General features: G+C 63.6%; 20 protein-coding genes and 1 tRNA gene. 7 read left to right on the top strand and 14 right to left on the bottom strand.

Annotated elements, in window-relative coordinates:
* Positions 1-291: 291 nt before the first annotated feature.
* From IE92_RS18665 to IE92_RS0100230, 9 genes are all read right to left on the bottom strand, one after another.
* Positions 292-717 (bottom strand): hypothetical protein, encoded by a 426-nt coding sequence (locus tag IE92_RS18665; RefSeq protein WP_211250735.1) that lies wholly within the window; start codon positions 715-717, stop codon positions 292-294.
* Positions 718-1,542: 825 nt separating this feature from the next.
* Positions 1,543-1,923 (bottom strand): hypothetical protein, encoded by a 381-nt coding sequence (locus IE92_RS18035; protein WP_156027339.1) that lies wholly within the window; start codon positions 1,921-1,923, stop codon positions 1,543-1,545.
* A 185-nt stretch (positions 1,924-2,108) separates the two neighbouring features.
* Positions 2,109-2,621: an Imm61 family immunity protein gene (locus IE92_RS19120; protein WP_425411821.1), complete on the bottom strand. Its 513-nt coding sequence runs from the start codon at positions 2,619-2,621 to the stop codon at positions 2,109-2,111.
* A gap of 37 nt (positions 2,622-2,658) precedes the next feature.
* Positions 2,659-3,030 carry a glycohydrolase toxin TNT-related protein gene (locus IE92_RS17625; RefSeq protein WP_162178469.1) on the bottom strand — a complete coding sequence of 124 codons (372 nt, stop codon included), beginning with the start codon at positions 3,028-3,030 and terminating at the stop codon, positions 2,659-2,661.
* Between the two features lie 56 nt (positions 3,031-3,086).
* Positions 3,087-3,698: a hypothetical protein gene (locus IE92_RS0100245; protein WP_156027338.1), complete on the bottom strand. Its 612-nt coding sequence runs from the start codon at positions 3,696-3,698 to the stop codon at positions 3,087-3,089.
* Positions 3,699-3,701: 3 nt separating this feature from the next.
* Entirely contained in the window at positions 3,702-4,280 is a 579-nt protein-coding gene (locus tag IE92_RS18030) for an Imm61 family immunity protein (protein ID WP_156027337.1), read from the bottom strand.
* Between the two features lie 33 nt (positions 4,281-4,313).
* Positions 4,314-5,837: a TNT domain-containing protein gene (locus IE92_RS0100240; RefSeq protein ID WP_030142867.1), complete on the bottom strand. Its 1,524-nt coding sequence runs from the start codon at positions 5,835-5,837 to the stop codon at positions 4,314-4,316.
* A 3-nt stretch (positions 5,838-5,840) separates the two neighbouring features.
* On the bottom strand, positions 5,841-6,161 hold the full coding sequence (locus IE92_RS0100235) for a hypothetical protein (RefSeq protein WP_030142866.1): 321 nt from the start codon (positions 6,159-6,161) through the stop codon (positions 5,841-5,843).
* Entirely contained in the window at positions 6,158-6,622 is a 465-nt protein-coding gene (locus IE92_RS0100230) for a hypothetical protein (protein WP_030142865.1), read from the bottom strand. The genes IE92_RS0100235 and IE92_RS0100230 overlap by 4 nt, the downstream gene beginning before the upstream one ends.
* Positions 6,623-6,777: 155 nt before the next feature.
* Between IE92_RS0100230 and IE92_RS0100225 the strand changes: the two genes are divergently transcribed.
* Positions 6,778-6,978: a hypothetical protein gene (locus tag IE92_RS0100225; RefSeq protein ID WP_030143906.1), complete on the top strand. Its 201-nt coding sequence runs from the start codon at positions 6,778-6,780 to the stop codon at positions 6,976-6,978.
* A gap of 35 nt (positions 6,979-7,013) precedes the next feature.
* Here IE92_RS0100225 and IE92_RS0100220 read toward each other — a convergent pair whose 3' ends face one another.
* On the bottom strand, positions 7,014-7,859 hold the full coding sequence (locus IE92_RS0100220; RefSeq protein WP_030142863.1) for an LmeA family phospholipid-binding protein: 846 nt from the start codon (positions 7,857-7,859) through the stop codon (positions 7,014-7,016).
* Between the two features lie 144 nt (positions 7,860-8,003).
* Positions 8,004-9,671, bottom strand: a complete 1,668-nt coding sequence (gene argS, locus IE92_RS0100215) for an arginine--tRNA ligase (RefSeq protein WP_030142862.1) — start codon at positions 9,669-9,671, stop codon at positions 8,004-8,006.
* A gap of 106 nt (positions 9,672-9,777) precedes the next feature.
* Between argS and IE92_RS0100210 the strand changes: the two genes are divergently transcribed.
* Positions 9,778-10,449, top strand: a complete 672-nt coding sequence (locus tag IE92_RS0100210) for a hypothetical protein (RefSeq protein WP_030142861.1) — start codon at positions 9,778-9,780, stop codon at positions 10,447-10,449.
* Between the two features lie 95 nt (positions 10,450-10,544).
* Positions 10,545-10,617: transfer RNA gene (locus tag IE92_RS0100205), tRNA-Arg, on the top strand.
* Between the two features lie 60 nt (positions 10,618-10,677).
* Here the strand turns inward: IE92_RS0100205 and IE92_RS0100200 are convergent.
* Positions 10,678-11,283 (bottom strand): TetR/AcrR family transcriptional regulator, encoded by a 606-nt coding sequence (locus IE92_RS0100200; protein ID WP_030142860.1) that lies wholly within the window; start codon positions 11,281-11,283, stop codon positions 10,678-10,680.
* A gap of 153 nt (positions 11,284-11,436) precedes the next feature.
* Between IE92_RS0100200 and IE92_RS0100195 the strand changes: the two genes are divergently transcribed.
* Positions 11,437-12,603, top strand: coding sequence for an MFS transporter (locus IE92_RS0100195; protein WP_030142859.1), 1,167 nt, complete (start codon positions 11,437-11,439; stop codon positions 12,601-12,603).
* Between the two features lie 134 nt (positions 12,604-12,737).
* Positions 12,738-13,937: an MFS transporter gene (locus IE92_RS0100190; protein ID WP_030142858.1), complete on the top strand. Its 1,200-nt coding sequence runs from the start codon at positions 12,738-12,740 to the stop codon at positions 13,935-13,937.
* A 58-nt stretch (positions 13,938-13,995) separates the two neighbouring features.
* Here the strand turns inward: IE92_RS0100190 and IE92_RS0100185 are convergent, their stop codons facing one another.
* Positions 13,996-14,841 carry a DUF3097 domain-containing protein gene (locus tag IE92_RS0100185; protein ID WP_030142857.1) on the bottom strand — a complete coding sequence of 282 codons (846 nt, stop codon included), beginning with the start codon at positions 14,839-14,841 and terminating at the stop codon, positions 13,996-13,998.
* A gap of 206 nt (positions 14,842-15,047) precedes the next feature.
* Positions 15,048-15,794, bottom strand: a complete 747-nt coding sequence (locus IE92_RS0100180) for a gamma-glutamyl-gamma-aminobutyrate hydrolase family protein (protein ID WP_030142856.1) — start codon at positions 15,792-15,794, stop codon at positions 15,048-15,050.
* A gap of 222 nt (positions 15,795-16,016) precedes the next feature.
* Between IE92_RS0100180 and IE92_RS0100175 the strand changes: the two genes are divergently transcribed.
* Complete coding sequence (locus tag IE92_RS0100175) at positions 16,017-18,035, top strand: TPM domain-containing protein (RefSeq protein ID WP_051701426.1); 2,019 nt, start codon at positions 16,017-16,019, stop codon at positions 18,033-18,035.
* Between the two features lie 91 nt (positions 18,036-18,126).
* A complete protein-coding gene (locus IE92_RS0100170) occupies positions 18,127-18,882 on the top strand; it encodes a PspA/IM30 family protein (protein WP_030142854.1) in 756 nt (251 codons plus the stop codon).
* The last annotated feature ends 88 nt before the right edge of the window (positions 18,883-18,970 follow it).

The following is an 18,970-nucleotide window of genomic DNA, read 5'->3' as shown; positions in this document are numbered from 1 at the left end:
TTGCGTGATCGGCTCGAGTACGCGATGAGCACTCGGCCCAAGCCTCACGATTGGCACTCGGCCCACGTTCGAGATGCTGCTAAACGCCCCGATCACCGCGGGTGCGAAGGTTCGAACTCCGCTCGGCGGGTGGTGCCAATTTAGGGTGCATCATGTTTTGACTAGTAATTGATTAGTCAAAACACCCCGACCGCAAACTACCGACGCCCTGTGGCAGTCCGGACGTCGGTGAGGCATGTTGGTCCAGCTACCCGTCTGCGTAAAAGGTCCGCCCTGAATCGGGTGCAATTTCTAAATCGGAATCCCACGGTTCCATCCCGGTTTCTGGATCAACAGGTCATCGTGCATGCACGCCCGGCATTCCTCCACGAAGGGCACGGCGAGGCTCGGATCGGCTAGATACCGTGCATACTCAACCCCATCTAACATGTGGTACTCGATGTAGTCGGCGACCCCGATGGTGACGGGAATCGAAACGTAGTTGAGCTCGGACACATCATCGGTCCCGAGCCAAAAACGATGTTCGCGCGAGAAGAACGTATCTCGTTCCACAACCCTCATCGACTCCTCCTCTTCCACAACTATCCGCGCAAATGTAACGGCATCGGAAGGTCGGTGCGAATATCGTCCCGATGGTTCCGCCGAGATCATATTCCCCATGTCTTCAGCCCAACGTCCATAAGTTTTCCTGGGGCTTTCGCTATTGCGTTCACTCATCTTTCACCTGTTTCTCGCCGTGAACAGGGGTGCGCCCGTGGGGCTCGAGCACGACTGGATAATCGTTTCGAGCGACGCGCCTAAGAACCAAGAGGCACCGGCAGCCTCAGTCTCTGTGAGCCACGGAAAACTGCGGAAACGAGCGATTGCGTGCTCACCCTCGATGAGTTCCTCTCCGGGAACCGGTTGCGAGTCGATGAGGAGCGTGACCGGACGAACCTGAAACCTCGGCGCAACCGATGCCGCGGTTGTCCATTCCTGAAGATACGGAAGATCGTGCTGCACTCGAAAATTAAGGTGTTTTGCCATTGCGAACCACCTTTCGAACATTTCAAGACTGCAAAATTCTCCAATATATATTGGAGTCCCTCCACGAGAAGTTTCACTTAGCATTATCCATCCGCCGACTGTCTGGCGGACGTACTGTATTGTCTCCCCTCGGTCAACGCTCAGTTCTAAATGATCGTCGACTGAATGAGCGACCCAATTAGAAGAAATCTGAATCAGCCAATCCAAGAAAATGGGACTAAATCGTAGCGGTCTGGCACCATCACTCATCAAAAATTCCTAATCTATCCAACTCATCAATAGGGAACGCATCACCTTTGGGCCCAAGAAACCGAACCTGTGATGCGCCGCCTGCCGGCATCGGAAGCCCAACAGCCATAGGCATTGCTCGTCCCGCGGTCGTCAGTGTTACTAGCTCAATGTTCTCTACATCCGCAAATACATGCCGGGACCCAGATTCAACTAGATGACATACTCAACCTGATACACGAGGGTCCGAGGAAGTAGGAGCCCAGGGTCCTGTCCCAATCCGGTTGGCTACAAACGAGACGACACAGTCTTTGCGAGTGTGCGCAGTCGGGAAAGGCTTTCGATTCGCTGAACAGATTCGACTGCAATATGACCAAACTGCTCAGCCATCTCTATATCCAGGAGCTCAGCGAACCGTGCCGATGGCAGAATTCCCCGCGCGCAGCCTTCGTCAATCTTCCGTACCCAGACGATTCCTGCCCTTCCGCCGACCACATCGTTTGAAGCGATGCTCGTGTAGCCGGCTGCATTTTCCTCATCGCTGAACCATACGAAGCCAACGAGGAGTTGACCGTCCGAAAGAGTCTGCACGATTCGTGCAAAGCTGATCTCGCCCACAGGGTTGCGAAAATACCGTCCAGCCGGGGTGCTTACAATCTTAAATCCCACGTCCTCAGCCCAACGACCGTATGCGCGGCGAGGTTCCTCACCAACACTTCTATTCATCAGTGACTACCTCCGTAAGAATGTGCCATTTCCCGTCCTGTGTTTCATAAGCTAGCCTCTGACCTCCCGAACCAGCTTTGAATTGCGCTGCAAGTTTGACGGTGATTGCATTCCGCGGGGCTCTGTTCTCAGCGCTCAGTCGGAGCCCAGGACCGAAACAACGGTGCTCCGGTTGGATGATCAATGGATTGAATCACAAGGGAAAGCGGAGCCTCCATGTACCAGGATGCATGCACGGCAGTGGAGTATCTCGATGTAGGAGCCCCGGGGAACCGGGCAACGGGAATCCCCCGGATCTGCACCTCCTCCTGAAAGAAAACCTCGCTGTCGGGGAACAGGGCATGTGTCGGTCGAATCACCGTCTCGGGGGCCGCGGGCCACCCCTGGTCGCGGCGAAGGAGCATGGGTAGTCCACGACTTGACCGTAACGAGTTGGCGTGAAGCATCACCAAATGTTTCTCAATAAACTCCGGATGAACGGCATCCAGAACCAGAGTTCCCTCGCTCCCGCGTTCGCTCCGCGTGACCCGATACCATCCATTCGGCAGAGGCAAATACTCGTAGATCGTTGCACCACTATCGACCGCGGTCCACACCGACCCGTCCTTCGCAAGTCGAGAGTCGCCGCCGATGGCCGTCATCCAGGTCACAAAGTCACCAGTCAGAACGATGACGGGTTCATCGCGAGACATACGCATATCCTCTCTGGATGACTTCCTCGGCAGTCAAGAACCCGCTCGCCGCATCGGGTGCCCAGAACTGGGCTTGAATTGCACCGCCGCGCTGACCAAACCACCGTGTGGTCCTCGAAACCTGAGCCTCGATGCCATCACGTGCCATTGTGATCGCCGCTGCCTCAGTGAAGACCAACGGATAGTACGGCGCATTTTTCTCCGTCGGCGGTAAGGATCTCGCGCCAAAGGATGGCGCACGATGTTTCTCCCAAATGTGAAACCAGGTTCCATCCAACGTGCCCCAACGATCCAGATAGAGACCGTGATCGATGATGAATGCACGCGGATTCCGATACGCCACCAGGGTATCCTTCACGTGACCGTTCAACGGGGCGTAGCGATTCAAGCCTCCCGCGGATTCTGTCCCGCCCATCAGATTCCCGGTCGAGTCTCTGGCGAACCCAGCGGAAACAGGGGAAGCCCTTCGGGATGCGAATACGACTCAATGACCTCGCGAGTGGATGGCACAATCAACCAGGACGCTGCGGCAGCCGATGATAGCGACGAACCCATCACCCCAGCGAACCGAATCATCGGGACACCTCCGGCAACAACCTCATCGAACACCGAGTTGTATAGCCCATCCGTATAGCCCTGAGAAACCGGAATTCCCGACACATCAACAAATCGGAGGCTCGTTCCCGGCGCGGGAGCCTCACGGGATTCCCGCTCCGGAATCCACGCATAACCGGCATACCGGCGCACGGCCCATCCGTGTCGAACGATCAGGTTCTTCTCCACCAGGTCAAGCGATGCCGCACTAAAAATCGCCGTTCCTGACGGCAACGCGCTGCGCCGATGCTGTTCGACCACTTCAAACCAGCCGCTTTCCAACGGCTGGATAAAAACCAGCGTGTCACCGTTGTCATACGACAGTGCAACAGCACCGGTGTCGGCAAGCTCGATCATCGCCGCCGGATTACCGTAACGTAACCAGTCTCGAAAATCCCTGCTGAAATCAGAAATTCGTAATGGAGCGATCATCTCTTATACCTCTCCTCCTCCGAACACATCGGAGGCAACGGTAAACAGTGGCCTCCCCTTGTCGTCTTCTTGGGACGCGAGAATTTGCGCAACGGAATGATTCAAAAACCAGGAGGCCCCTGCGGCTTGCGAGACACGGCTTATTACAGCAGACGGAAAGCGAGCGGCTGGAGTATCGCCAAAGGCCAGAATTTCCACGGAACGCACTTCATCATTCACACGCACTGTTCCTGGTTGCACCTGGCTTCCTACCGATACGCTCGACGCGCGCAGCGATTCAGCGAGCATGGGCAACCCTCGAATATTGCGCAGAATCTTTCCGCCCAGCATCGCAAAATAGCGATTCACGTATTCCATCGCCGCAAAATCAGCGATGAATACGGGCTGCTGCCGCCGCGACGATGACATTACTCGCACCCAACCGGAGACTGTTCTTTCAAAAAAATATGTCTTGTCTGAGTCAAACTTGAACTTGAACTGCCCAGGGCTATCCGCGGGACGAACCGCAGCTTCGGTTGTGGCAAGACGGAGAACTTCCATCACTCGTGAATCCAAGGCAAGGGCCGAATTATCCTCTGTCATTTCTAATTCACCATTCTTTCCAAGACCGAAACGTCAATTTGATGGCTTCGGTTTCAAATATTTGAGATCAATGAGATCCGCTACGCTCAGCACATTTCCGTCAGCTTCGAATATCTGAAGCTGAAGACCACCGCCGGGTTGGCCGAAACCCCGCGCTATGCGGGAGACATCTATCGTTACCCCTTCGACATTCATGGCACGCGCACCATCTGGTGTCAACTCATACATGTGGTAAGGGCGATTTACGTTGCCGGGGGGAAGCGCGCGCTCTTCAAATGACGGTGCGCGCCCATTTTCTACGACGGCTAAATAGTCTCCACCGGGATATCCGACTCGGTCCAAAACACTTCCATGATCTCGTTGAAAAGCTACGGCATCAAGGTATTTCACCCGAGAACCAAGGTTAGCCCCGCCATTATCTGGCATCCGAGGATCTCCCGACCCATCTGTGAATCTCTGATCGAACTGTTCCTTATTATGGGCAATTCCAGTTTTATATTCGTACCCATATCGGTGTTCAGGATCTGAGACGAGAAACTGGCTTGGGCTATTCTCCGGTCGGGAAATTGCCGCACTCTCGCCAAATTCCGCGTGCACAAGCCCTGTTCCTGCCTCAGAGTCTCGTATAAATTTGCTGTCAAGCCGGACCCAGGCTCCATCTGGTGCTCGATACCGTACAAAATCAGCGGGAGACAATCCTTCTTGCCAGCGAAGCGGGCGTCCACTCTTGTAATTCTCAATGGTCACCCGCGCGGGCCGAGTCGCGCGAGCTATACCATCGTTCACTGCCCAGCCGGCCTTGCGCATCAGCTCCGAGAACGTCTTACCCGCCTTGGCGATGATCGGGCCCAGCTGCCGGATCATGTTTTGCAGCGCCTTGAACGACTCGACCAGGCCCTTGATTGCCTTCGTTGCCTTGGGCAGCAGGGAGGCCAGGCGGGTACCGATCTGCGCGATGGCAACGGGGATTCCCGCGCCCAGGGTGACCGCGGAGGTCACCACCGCCGAGACCGCCGTGCCCACCAGCTGCGACAGGATATCCCGGATCAGGTCGTGGACCACCTGCACCAGCGTCGACGCCGCCTGCAAACCGGTGCTGATCGCCTTCGACCAGTCGCCGAGCATGTGCAGGTGCTTGGCAAAATCGCCGGCATACGCACGATAGGCATCGATCGTGGCGCCGGACATGCCCTCCAGATCGCCCAGGCGGTTGCTCAGCAGATCGCCGGACTCGTGCATGCGCGTGGCCACGTTTGCCCACGTCTGACCGAACCCGGCAACCTGACCGGCATCACCGGTGAGCTGCTTGAACCAGTCACTAATCGGCGCAACGTGGTCCAAGACCCAGGCCATGCCCATCCCCAGCAGCTGCCCGATCGGGTCGATGATCGCCGCCGCCGCGTCGAGCACCCCGCCCACGACACTCATGCCGGTCGCCAGCCAGTCCCCGTTTTCGATACCGGCGGCGATGCCCTGACCATCCTCGATCAGCCACAGCCCCGAGAACGGCGTCGTCGTGTTGACCGGCCCCGCAACCAGCGAATTCCCCCCTGACATCCGCTACCTCAAATCCCGCTCAAGATCGCGGATCTGGGCGATAATATCGTCCTCACGCTGCTCCACATCCGCCGCCACCTGGCGCACCTCGGCGGCCGTGCGATCAAGTGCCTGGGCGGCATCCCTGATCGTCTGGGTGATCGCGTCGGTGATCATCGTGGCCGGCGGCACCAGAAACGCACACATGACCCCGAACGCGCCATCGCCCATGTTCTGGCTTCCCGCGGCACTCGCGGCCTCGCTCACCTCACGCCCCACCTGGCTAACTCGACCGGCATGCTGGCGCAGCATCGCCATGTCGATGGCGATCTCGCCACCGCTCATCGCGGGCCACCCAGCCGCGGACCACCCTGACTCGGGCCACCCAACCGCGGGCCGTCGACCCGCAGCCCCTCACCGTGGAACCCCGCCGCGCGCTCCTGACGCTCGCGATGATCCTCCACCTCGGCGCGCAGGGCTCCCAGGGCCGGATCGTCCTCGCCCAGGAGTTCCTGGGCCGAGGCCAGCATCTGCTCCTGCAGGTTTCCCCGCGCCTCGGTCACGATGCGCAGAATCTCCGGGGCCAGCTTTGTCCCGCCCAGGGCGGTCGCGCGATCGGTCAGCTTCAGCACGGTAATCGCGCCGGAGGTGTCCACCTCGACGGTGATGTCCCGACCGCGGTCGGTTGCAATACCTCGCAGCTGCCCCATCGTCTCGACCAGCTGTGCCTGAGCGGCCATGCGGCGCTCGGCCCGACGCACGTCTTCATCGATACCCGCGAGTACCTCATCCGGATCCTGAATCATGAGTTTAGCTAACCACATATGAGTGGCAAGCCCGATCCGAAATCCGATTTTGCAGGAAGTTCACGAACAGGATTTTAGATACCATGGTGCGCCGAAGCGGCACCGTGGCTACGCTGCTATCGTTGATCCACACGTACCGCCATCGGGGAGGCATCATGGACGGGTTTTCACAGCTCGCGTTTATCGCGGTCATCATCGCCGCCGGGTTCTACGTTCTATATTGCGTGATTCGCGCCGCGGTTCTCTCGGCGCTGCGCGCGCACGCCGATGAGGTTAAGGAAAACGCGGCGATTGCCGCGCGGATCCAGGCCGTCACCGATCGGGCCGAGATGCCCGCCGCCCCGCACTCTCCGTAACACGCGGACGCCAACCGGAACGTACTACCGCCGCGCTACTCGCACTTTCCGCGGCTGCTCAGTAGGTCACCGGTCAGCACGATGTCCTTGACATCCACCACGATGGTCGCGTTCTGCGGGGTCACGGTGAGCGACTTCACCTCCGCTCCCGGCGGCAGACGATCGGCCAGGCACACCGGAATCGGGGCCTTACCGAGGACCGCCTGCACGATCGGGTCCACGTTGATGTTCCCCACCGAGGAGGTCACCTCGGCCCCCACCGGAGTGAGGGTCATCGTGGTCCCGCTCACGGCCGGACGCGCGGAAACCTGCACGCCGAGCTTGATGCCAAACGGGCCGGTCACCTCCTCGTGGTACCCGAACACCCCATCCCCCAGGGTCAGCGTGCCACCCTCGGTGGGCGGCTTGATGAACTCGTTCAGCCCATCCTGATCCACCACGGTGGTCATCTGCACCGATTTGGCGGGCTTCTTGGGATCCAGCGGCACCCCCTGGGCGCGCACGTCAAAGCTCAGCGGAACCCCGCGCAGGGTCGCGTGCTGGGCGCTCACCCGAACATCGTCAAACGAGCCCGAAAGCAGCTGGAACAGCGGCCAGTCGCCGCCGATCTTCACATCCAGCGGCCCTTGGAAAGTGGCCCCCGCGCTGGCACCCAGCGACTTCACCGAGTCCTGCGCCACATCGCGCACCAGGTTGTTGGCGATCACAATCGCCCCGCCCACGAGGCCCAGCACCACTACGGTGACGATCCCGGTGACCAGCCAGCGACGCCCGGTCCGACGCTTCTTGGGCGGTTCGGCCTCCTGCTCGATCCGGGCCGCGTTCAAACGCTCAAACAGCACCTGGTTGGCCGAAACCTCGGTCTCGTTCCGTTCGCTCACGCCGTGCTCCCCCTGGGTAGACAATCTGTTATTTCGACAATAACGCCCCGGATCGAATCGGCGTGCGTCCACACACACATTCCCAGCCGAACCCGCGTTAACGCCAAACGCCCACCCGAGAACGGGTGGGCGTTTGAGAACAACCTACATGCGCTCGGGTGCCGAAACACCCAGCAGGTCCAGGCCGTTGCGCAGCACGGTTCCGGTGGCATCGTTCAGCCACAGACGCGTGCGGTGCAGGTCACCGACCGCCTCGTCGCCAAACGGCAGCACGCGGCAGGCGTCGTACCAGCGGTGGTACAGCGAGGCGACCTCCTCGATGTAGCGGGCCACGCGGTGCGGCTCACGCAGGGTCGCGGCCTGGGCCACGATCCGCGGGAACTCCTGCAGCGCGCCCAGCAGGGCCGACTCGCTCTCGTGCACCAGCAGTTCGGGGGCGAAGGTCGAGCGGTCCACCCCGGACTCGGCCGCGTTGCGGGCGACCGCGCAGGTGCGGGCGTGGGCGTACTGCACGTAGAACACCGGGTTGTCGTTGGTGCGCTTCTTCAGCAGATCCGGGTCCAGCGAGATGGGCGAATCGGCGGGGTAGCGAGCCAGCGAGTAGCGCAGCGCGTCGGTGCCGAGCCAGGCCTGCAGGTCATTGAGCTCGATGATGTTTCCGGCACGCTTGGACAGGCGGGCACCGTTGATCGACACCAGCTGACCGATCAGCACCTCGATGTCGCGCTCGGGGTTGTCCCCGGCGGCGCCGGCGACGGCCTTCAGACGGTGTACATAACCGTGGTGGTCGGCGCCCAGCAGGTAGATCTTGTGCTGGAATCCGCGGTCGCCCTTGTTCAGGTAGTAGGCGGCGTCGGCGGCAAAGTAGGTGAAGACGCCGTTACCCCGACGGATCACGCGATCCTTGTCGTCACCGAAGTCGGTGGTGCGTACCCAGATCGCGTCGTCCTTGTCATAGACGTGACCCTGCTCGCGCAGACGGTCGATCGAGGCATCGATTGCGCTGGGGGCACCGTTCTCGCCGGCGGCGTGCAGGGTGCGCTCGCTGAACCAGACATCGAAGTGCACGTTGAAGCGTGCTAGGGACTCGCGGATCTCGCCCAGCTGCAGCTGGTATCCGGTCTCGCGGGCCAGGTCCAGGGCCGACTGGTCGTCCAGCTCGGTGATCTCCGGATGGGCGGCCAGCACGGCGGCACCCAGCTCGGTGATGTACGCGCCCGGGTAACCGTTTTCGGGGGTCTCCTGGCCGCGGATCGCGGCGAGGATGGACGCACCGAAATTGTCCATCTGGTTACCGGCGTCGTTGATGTAGTACTCGTTGGCCACCTTCGCTCCGGCGGCGCGCAGCACGCGACCCAGCGAGTCGCCCAGGGCGGCCCAGCGAGTGTGGCCGATGTGCAGCGGACCGGTCGGGTTGGCCGACACAAACTCCAGGTTGATGGTTTCGCCATCCAGGCTCGAACCCTGCCCGTAGGTGGAACCGGCCTCGACGATGGTCTGGGCCAGGGCGCCGGCCGCGGCGGCGTCCAGGCGAATGTTAATGAATCCGGGACCGGCAACCTCGGCACCGGCCACACCCTCGATCTCGCCCAGAGCGGCAACCACGCTGGTGGCCAGCTCGCGCGGGTTCACACCCAGCTTCTTGCCGAACTTCATCGCCAGGTTTGAGGCCCAGTCTCCGTGATCGCGGTTCTTCGGACGCTCCAGCGTGATGTCCTCTCGCGCGATCTCGTCGGAGGAACCGGCGCGGGCGGCCTCGGCCAGAGGCAGCACGATGTTGTACAGGGCTAGGGAGAGATCATCTGGAGTCACCAGCCCAGTCTACAGGCGTCAGGAATGCTCCAAGTACCCCGATATTTCGGCATCCGCGCGTGTTTATTGCTAACGTCAACGTGTCTGGTTTGAAAGGAACCCCATCGTGAACACGCTACTTCCCCGCTCCGCACGACGCGCGAGCCTGTTCGCCCTGGCTGGCGTCGGTCTGCTGCTGATCACCGGCTGCGCACCGTCCTCCTCGGGCGATGCCAGTGCGAGTCCCTCGGCATCCTCACCCGCGAAGCCTTCGGCCACCCCGAACGGCTCCGGCGAACCGAGCACTAACCCATCCACCGCGCCGAGTGCGACGGCCGACCCGCTCGAAAGCGGCGTCGTTCCGCTAACCTGCGATCAGCTCCTTACACCCGAAACCGTGTATGCCTACAACCCCAATGTTTCGGCCACCACCTCGGCACCGGCCGCCGGGAGCACCGCGGCCAAGATTCAGGGAATCGGCGGCCTGGCTTGCCAGCTGACCAATAACTCCAGCGGAACCACGATCGATGTTGCCGTGGCCGCGCTGGACCCCTCGGAGCTTGAGGATCTCAAGAACAAGGCGGCCGAAACCAGCCAGCAGGTTCCCACGTACACCACCCCGCCGGATGAGGGATACTTCGGACCGATTCTGCTGAAGAATGACAAGCGGATCAACGAGGCCCAGATTTTTGTGGGGAACTACTGGCTCACCCTCTCCTCGGAGGAGTTCACCGAGCCCGGCGCGCTGGAACAGCTGAGCACCCCGGCAATCGCCGCCCTGAAGGCCGCGAAGCTCTAGGAGCAGGTTCCGCCAACCGGTCCGGCGTGTCGCATTCGCGACGCGCCGGACCGGTTCAAGCACCACCTCAATTAGTGCTAATGTAGCTCTTGTGCGCCTCCGTAGCTCAGGGGATAGAGCGTCGGTTTCCGGTACCGCAGGTCGGGGGTTCGAATCCCTCCGGGGGCACAAATGTAAACTGCGACATGGTTTTCCATGTCGCAGTTTCTGCTTTAACCCGGGGTGCGACTAGAGTCGCAGGCCCTCCACCAGGGCGGCGGCCGAGTCAATGGCCGAGCTCAGTCGTTCGGCCCGTTCGGCCTCGCTACTGGCCGCCGCCACCCAGCGCGAGGCATCCGCCAGCGCCCCGTTAAGCATCGTGGCGATCACCACGGGCGACACCCGCTCGGAGACACTCCCCCGATCCTTGGCATCCTGGACCACCTCGGCCAGGGTCGCGATGCAGGCGCGGGCGGTCTCCTCCACCGCATCGGTTACAACCGCCGGCGCATCGGTGAACATGATGCGCTGAAACTCGGGTGCCTGGGTCTTTTCGATATACGCGCGACCGCGCCGCGCGAGGGCCAGCAGGGGGTCCTCGGTGGAGCGCAGGACCGCCCGCAGCTCCACACAGAGCTCGTCATCCATCGAGCGCACCACCGCGTCCATCAGCCCGCTCTTACCGCCGAAATGGTGGTAGAGGGCACCGCGGGTCAGCCCCACCGAGGCGGTGAGATCATCCATCGAGGTCGCCGCATAGCCCTGCTCGGCAAAAAACCGCCGGCCGGCGGCCAGCAGCTGCTCCCGCGTGTGATCAAGCATCTCGGTGCGTGTTCGACGTTCTGACTTGGGCATCATTCCTCCGCCGCCATCGTAGCGCGCCCGCCCACAAAAGAACATTCACATACGCAGCGCATATGAATTGACATACGCGACGTATGTGACCTAGTATCACTCACATACCTCACGTATGTGAGAATCTCTTCCCGCTCGAAAGAAGCCCTCAGCATGTCCACTGCCACCTTCCGCTGGTCACCGGTTCTCGCGGTCGCCCTCTCCACCTTTAGCGTGGTCACGGCCGAGATGATGCCGGTGGGCCTCCTCACCCCGATCGCCGATGCCCTGGACATCGCCCCCGGACTGGCCGGCATGTCCCTCACCATCACCGGCATCATGGCGGCCATCGTGGCCGCACTCACCCCGGTCATCCTGGGACGCATGGATCGACGCACGGCCCTGGTGGCCTTCCTGATCCTGCTGGCCATTGCCAACGTCCTCAGCGCGACCGCCACCACCTTTGCGATCTTCGCGCTGGCCCGCGTCCTGATCGGCATCTCGATGGGGATCGTCTGGGCCAGCTCGGGCGGCCTGGGCGCCCGCCTCGCCGACGCCGCCCACATCGGGCGGGCGATGACGGCGATCTTCTCGGGCGTCTCGATCGGCATGGTGCTGGGACTGCCGCTGGGCACCCTGATTGCCAACCTCGCCGGATGGCGCACGGCCTTCTGGGCCCTGGCCGCGCTCGGGGCTTTCGCGGCGATCTTTGCCCGGACCGCGATGCCCGCGCTCCCCACCGCCGAGCGCACGGGCCTCGGCGGACTCTTCACCCCGTGGCGTGATCGCGGAGTGCGCACGGGCTATATCATCACCACCCTGGTAGTCATCGGCCACTTCGGTGCCTACACCTTTATCCGTCCGGTCCTGGAGACCAATCCCGAGACCACCCCGACCCTGATCGTGATCGCGCTGGCGGTCTTCGGACTCACCGGCATCGCCGGAAACTTTGCCATCGGCGCCCTGGCCGGAAAATCGCCGCGCACGGCCCTGCTTTGGGCCCTTGCGGGGATCGCGATCGGCACCGTCCTGATCCCCCTGGCGGCGACCCACACCTGGTTCGCGCTCCTGGTCCTGGCCTTCTGGGGCGCCGCCTATGGCGGAATCGGCGTGGCCCTGCAGGCATGGATCCGGGTGGCCAACCCGGCGATGGTTGAATCCAGCTCCTCGATGTGGTCGGGAGTATTCAACGGCTCGATCGCGATCGGGTCCCTCGCCGGCGGCCTGATCTTCGACGCCTCCGGCGGCACCCCGCTCATGCTGCTGGCCGCACTCATCGTGGCGGCCGGCTGGCTCATCACCCTGGCTTCGCGCCCGGTGCGGGAGCACGTTTCGGCCTAGCTTTCGCGCGACCCGCTTGCGCGGATATCCCGCGCGTGCAACAATATATCCCGCGCCTGCAACTACTGTGGGCGCGGGATATTTATGTTGGACGGCATCCCGGATGCGCGCCCAGTCGCACTCAAGGAGACCCCATGCCCCTCGCCCTCTATGCCCTCGCCATCGGCGGATTTGGCATTGGCCTCACCGAATTTGGCATCCTCGGCCTGCTCCCCGAGGTCGCCACCGACTTTGGTGTGAGCGAAACCACCGCCGGCTACCTGATCTCCGGCTACGCGCTCAGCGTCGCGCTCGGCGCGGTGCTGCTTACCGCGGCCCTGCTGCGCTTTGATCAGAAAAAGGCCCTGCTGGGTCTGATGATCCTCTTTATCGCCGGCAACCTCGTCTCGGCCCTGGCCACCGACTACTCGATGATGCTCGTGGGCCGGATTCTCGCGGCCCTGTGCCACGGTGCATTCTTCGGCATCGGCACCGTGGTGGCCACCGGCCTGGTAACCGCCGAGCGCAAGGCCGCGGCCATCGCCACGATGTTTGCGGGGCTGACCATTGCCAACGTCGCCGGAGTCCCGCTGGGTACCCTGCTCGGCCAGGCGGCCGGATGGCGCTCGACCTTCTGGGCCATCACGATCATCGGCATCGTCTCGTTTGTGAGCATCATCATCCTGGTGCCCAGCACCTCGAGCTCCGGCGAGAAGCCCGCCCCCGGCGTGCTGCGCCGCGAGATTACGGCGTTCAAAAACCCGCAGGTCTGGTACTCGATTGTGCTCACCATCCTGGGCTTCGGCGGGATGTTCGGGGCGTTCACCTATATCGCCTTCACGCTCACCGATGTGTCCGGTTTCGTGACCGGCGCGGTCCCCTGGCTGCTGATCGTGTTCGGAGCCGGCATGGTGATCGGAAACATCATCTCCGGCAAGCTCACCGACCGCTTCCCCGCCCGAACCCTGCTGATCGCGTTCATCGGGCTGACCATCGTGCTGGCCCTGTTCGCGGCCTTCGCGCAGAACCCGATCGTCACGATCGCCGCGCTCTTCCTGATGGGCGGATTCGGGTTTGGCACGGTTCCGCCCCTGCAGATGCGCATCATGTCGCATGCGGCTGCGGCACCGACCCTCGCCTCGGGGGCCAACGTGGCCGCGTTCAACATCGGTAACGCGGTGGGGGCCTGGCTCGGGGGACTGACCATCGGTGCGGGCCTCGGCTACACCTCCCCGCTCTGGGTCGGCGCGGCGATGACCCTGGGAGCACTCGTAGTCCTGCTGATCGCCGGCCGGCTGCGCGGGGGCGAGTTCACCCGCGCCCGGGCCGAGGTGCCAGCCACCGCCACGGTCTAACCGCTCGGCATTACAACGGGGCCGGTCGCACACTGCGACCGGCCCCGTTTTCCTTGGCCTATTCGGGCTCGCCCGTGACGAAGTCGATCAGTTCCTCGACCCGGCCCAGCAGCGCGGGCTCCAGGTCGGCAAAGGTGCGTACCCGCCCGAGGATCGTCTGCCAGGCGCGGGCGATGTCGGCCTGATCATCGTAGGGCCAGCCGAACGCCTTGCAGATGCCCTTTTTCCACTCGATCGAGCGGGGCACGGTGGGCCATTCTTTAATTCCGAGTCGGCTCGGCAGGACCGCCTGCCACACGTCGATATAGGGGTGGCCCACGATCAGCACCGAGTCGCCGTACTTGCCGGCGCGCACCTTCTCGGCGATCCGGCTCTCCTTGGATCCGGGCACCAGGTGATCCACCAGCACGCCAATCCGCTTGCCGGGACCGGGCTTATAGGTGGCGATCAGGGCGTCGAGGTCATCGATGCCGCCGAGGTATTCCACCACGACGCCCTCGATACGCAGGTCATCACCCCACACCTTCTCCACCAGTTCGGCGTCGTGGCGTCCCTCCACCAGGATGCGACTGGCCCGCGCGACCCGTGCCGGGGCATCGGCCACGGCGAAGGATCCCGAGGCAGTCTTCTTGCGCACCGGTGCCTGGGTCCGGCTCGGCACCACCAGCGACACCGGCTTGCCGTCCACGAGGAATCCGGGGCCCAGCGGGAACACCCGTACCTTGCCGTGGCGATCCTCCAGCTTCACCATGCGGGTTTCGATTCCCACGACGGCGCCGACCCAGCCGCTCTGCACCTCTTCCACGACCAGGCCGTTGTCGGCGGGGATCTCGGCCGAGCTCAGGGTGCCGCGGGTACGCCAGTTTCCGGCTAAAACGTCTTCGCCGTATTGATCAAAGTCCACCCGGCTAACCTATCTCGGAGTGCGGGCACGGTTCAAAACCGCACCCGGGAGGGCTCGGCCGCGGCGGCCACCGTCGGGCGGAGAGCCAACCAGCCGACGCGCAAAAAATGGACTCGCACACGGGACTACGCGCAAAGAAGCTGACGCGAAATAAACCGACAAGCAGAGTAACCGACAAGCAGACGCGCCGCCGTGAGTCCGGATGTCTAGGCTGCGACCAGCGAGCGACCGCGAACCCGGGTTCCCAGACCCGCCAGCAGCGCGTCCAGCTGGGCGGTCGGGGCCGCCGGTGCCTCGGGGTGCCACTGCACACCGGTGATCGGCAGGGTCGCGTGCTCCACAGCCTCGGGCAGTCCGTCGTGAGCCCAACCCACGACGCTCAGTCCGGCACCGGGGGTTTCGATCACCTGGTGGTGAGCGCTCTGCCCCAGGATGTAAGACTCGCCCAGGGTGGCGGCCAGATCCGACTCGGGATCCAGCTGCACCGGGTGCTCGGTCAGCAGGTACTCGATCGGGAGAAACTCGTTGCGGTGACCGGGGTGCTCGATGTGCTCCACGAGCGTGCCGCCGAAGGCCACGTTGATGATCTGGTGTCCGCGGCAGATGCCCAGCAGCGGGGTACCGGCGGTCGCGGCGCGGCGAACCACGGCGATCTGGGCGGCATCCGCGGTGGGATAGTGCTTGCCTCGACCCTCATAAACCTCGCTGCCCCCGTAGAAGCGCGGGTCGATGTCTTCGCCCCCACAGACGACGATCGCGTCGGCGTTCTGGGTGCGCTCGAGCAGGCGCTCGGTGCCGAGGTCTTCCGCACAGACGCGGGTAACCGACCAGCCGGCGAGTTCTGCCCGGGCCACAAGCCCGTCGATCATCGCCCGGGTGTACCGTTCGTAAGCCCGTGCGTGCGGGCGCTGGGAAACTACCTCGATGACGGCGAGTTCGGGCGAATCGGTCATGTCGGGGCTCCTTTCACGATCGGCAGACATTTCTACTATTCTGCGCGTTATCGCTCGAAGATGCGAGCTTTGGTTGTCATCTTCGGTCATACTCGCGGGAACCCACCCCGAATTGATGCCAACCGTTGGTGGACTAACGGCGTTGCTCGGCCCTAGAATCGGCCTAACGCACGGCGATTTACCAGGGGAAGGTGGCGACGTATGCGCCAAACAGGGCACCCAGTGACGGGCACCGAAGCCGGCTCACGCCGACACATTGTCTTTCTTCTGTTCCCACTGCTGGTCCTGGCCGCGCTGATTTCCGGGCTGGTGATCACCCCCTCGGCGAGCGTTTCGGCCCGGGTGCCGGGCCAAACCCCGGTACAGCTGGAGAGTGGACGGGTCCTGGATCTCACGGCTTCGCTGAGCGGTGCCGAGGTCACGGATCTGGACAAGTCCAGTCGCGCGCTGTCCTCGAAGTCGGGTCTCGACCTCTGGATCGTCCTGGTGGACACCTTCGAGAACCCCGCGGATGCGCAGCGCTGGGCCGACACCGTGGCCACCAATAACGGCCTCGGCCCCAAGCAGTATCTGCTGGCCATCGCGACCGAGGGCCGCAGCTTTTTCCTCTCGGCCCCCTCTAACGGACCAATCAGCGATGAGCGTCTGACCCAGATCGAGCAGGACCAGATCAAACCCAAACTCGCCCAGAACGACTTCGCCGGTGCCGCCCAGGCCGCCATCGATGGGCTCGGTGGCGGCGGTAACGGCGGCGGTGGGGGCGGCTGGATCCTGCTGCTGATCCTGGTGATCGCCGCGGTGGGGATCGTCCTCTTCCTTGTGACCCGCCGTCGGCGCGCGGGCACTGCCCGCTCCGATGCCCCGCAGCAGCGTCCCATCGCCGAGCTTGAGCGCGAGGCCGGCAGCGCCCTGATCGCCGCGGATGACGCGGTCAAGACCGCCGAGCAGGAGCTGGGCTTTGCGATCGCCCAGTACGGCGAGGAGGCCAGCACCGCGTTTGCCCGGGCCCTGGAGGATGCGCGCACGGATCTGGGTCAGGCGTTCACGCTCAAGCAGAAACTCACCGACGACATTCCCGATACCGAGCAGGAAACCCGGGACTGGAACATCCAGATCATCGAGCTCTGCACCACCTCGATCACCGCACTCACCAATGAGACGGCGGCGTTTGAGGAGCTGCGCAAGATCGAGACCGACGCTCCGGCGCTGATCCAGGCCGTACGGGCGGCAACCGACGATGCCGAAACCGGCATCGCTCAGGCCCAGTCGGCCCTCACCGCCCTCAACACGCGCTATGCGGCGTCGGCGCTGGCCCCGGTTGCCGATAACGTGACCCAGGCCACCGAGCGGGTGGCGTTCGCGCGTAACGCCCTGGGGCTGGCCGAGCAGAAGCTCGCCGCCGAGGACCGTTCGGCCGCGGCGGTCGCGATCCATGCGGCGCAGGAGGCGGCGGCCCAGGCCACGGTCCTCACCTCCGCGGTGACCCGGCACGGCGAGGAACTGTCGGCGGCGAGCGCGCAGGTTGCCGCCCAGATCGCCGACCTGGAACACGACCTGGCGGCCCTACGCGGGCTCCCCGAGGGCGGCGGACGCTTCGGCCCGGTGATCGAGGCCGCCGCGCAGTCGGTGGAGACCGCTCGCACCGACACCGATCCGATCCGGGCGCTGGAAAAGCTCGGCGAAACCGATCAGGCGCTGACCCAGCTCCTCGCCGCGGCCCGCGGGATCCAGGCCAGCGCCGAGCGGCAATCCTCCTCGCTGCAGGCCACCCTGGTGTCGGCACAGTCTCAGCTCTCGGCGGCCGAGGACTACATCGTCGCCCGCCGCGGCGCGATCGGCGCCGACGCCCGCACGGCCCTTGCCGAGGGTGGACGCTCGCTGGTCCAGGCCCGCGAGCTGGCGGCCTCCGACCCGGCCACCGCGCTCACCCACGCCCAGCGTGCCGACACCCTTGCCCGCCAGTCCCTCGCCCTCGCCCAGCGCGATGTGGGCGGATTCTCCGGGGGCGATGGCGGCATGTTCGGCGGCGGAACCGGGGGAAACGGCGGCGGCGGTCTGGGCGGCGCGATCCTCGGCGGGATCATCCTCAACTCGCTCTTCGGCGGAGGCGGCGGGGGCGGCTTTGGCGGAGGTGGAGGCTGGGGCGGCAGCGGCGGAGGCGGTAGTCGCGGTCGCGGCGGAGGCGGAAACGGCTCCTCCGGCGGACGCGGCCGATCCGGCGGCGGAGGCGGACGCTTCTAAGCGCCCACGCCCGCGCTCCCGCTCCCCCACAACACAGGTTTTCACTGGCAGCACCCTCACCATCAGCACCACCATCGAAAGGAAGCACACCATGGCAAAGCAGTCCATTTTTGGTCGTATCGCGACCCTTGCCAAAGCCAACATCAATGCCCTGCTCGATTCGGCCGAGGACCCGCAGAAGATCCTCGACCAGCTGGTCCGGGACTACACGGGCTCGATCTCGGATGCCGAGGGCGCGATTGCCGAGACCATCGGAAACCTGCGCCTGCTGGAGGACGACCACCGGGTCGACATCCAGGCGGCCGAGGACTGGGGCAAGAAGGCCCTGGCGGCCAGCAGCAAGGCCGATGAGTATCGGGCGTCGGGCAACCCCGCCGATGCCGATAAGTTCGACAACCTGGCCAAGGTTGCCCTGCAGCGTCAGATCGGTGCCGAGAATGAGGCGCGCGCCGCCGAACCGCAGATCGCCGCCCAGACCGAGGTTGTGGACAAGCTCAAGGCCGGTCTCACCGGCATGAAGCAGAAGCTTGAGGAGCTGAAGTCCAAGCGCAGCGAGCTTGTCGCCCGGGCCAAGTCGGCCGAGGCTCAGTCCAAGGTGGCCGATGCCGTCAAGAGCATCGACATCCTCGACCCCACCAGCGAGGTCTCCCGCTTCGAGGACAAGATTCGCCGCGAGGAGGCCAAGGTCCGCGGTCAGGCCGAGCTGGCCTCCTCCACCCTGGACGCCCAGTTCGAGTCGCTAGACGACCTCGGCGAACTCTCCGAGGTGGACGCCCGCCTCGCGGCGCTGAAGGCTGGAAACTCGACCCCCGCCGTCGGTTCGAGCTCGCTGCCCGCGCTGGAGTAGCCCGGTCGGAACCCACGGGGGATGCACGCACTCGGCGCGCATCCCCCGTTTCGCTGTCGCCCGGGCCATGATCGATACCGACGCGATG

Source organism: Mycetocola saprophilus, assembly GCF_000718085.1.
Classification (GTDB): domain Bacteria; phylum Actinomycetota; class Actinomycetes; order Actinomycetales; family Microbacteriaceae; genus Mycetocola; species Mycetocola saprophilus.
The sequence above is the reverse complement of the archived record's forward strand: the minus strand, read 5'-3'. Positions and strand labels throughout refer to the sequence as shown.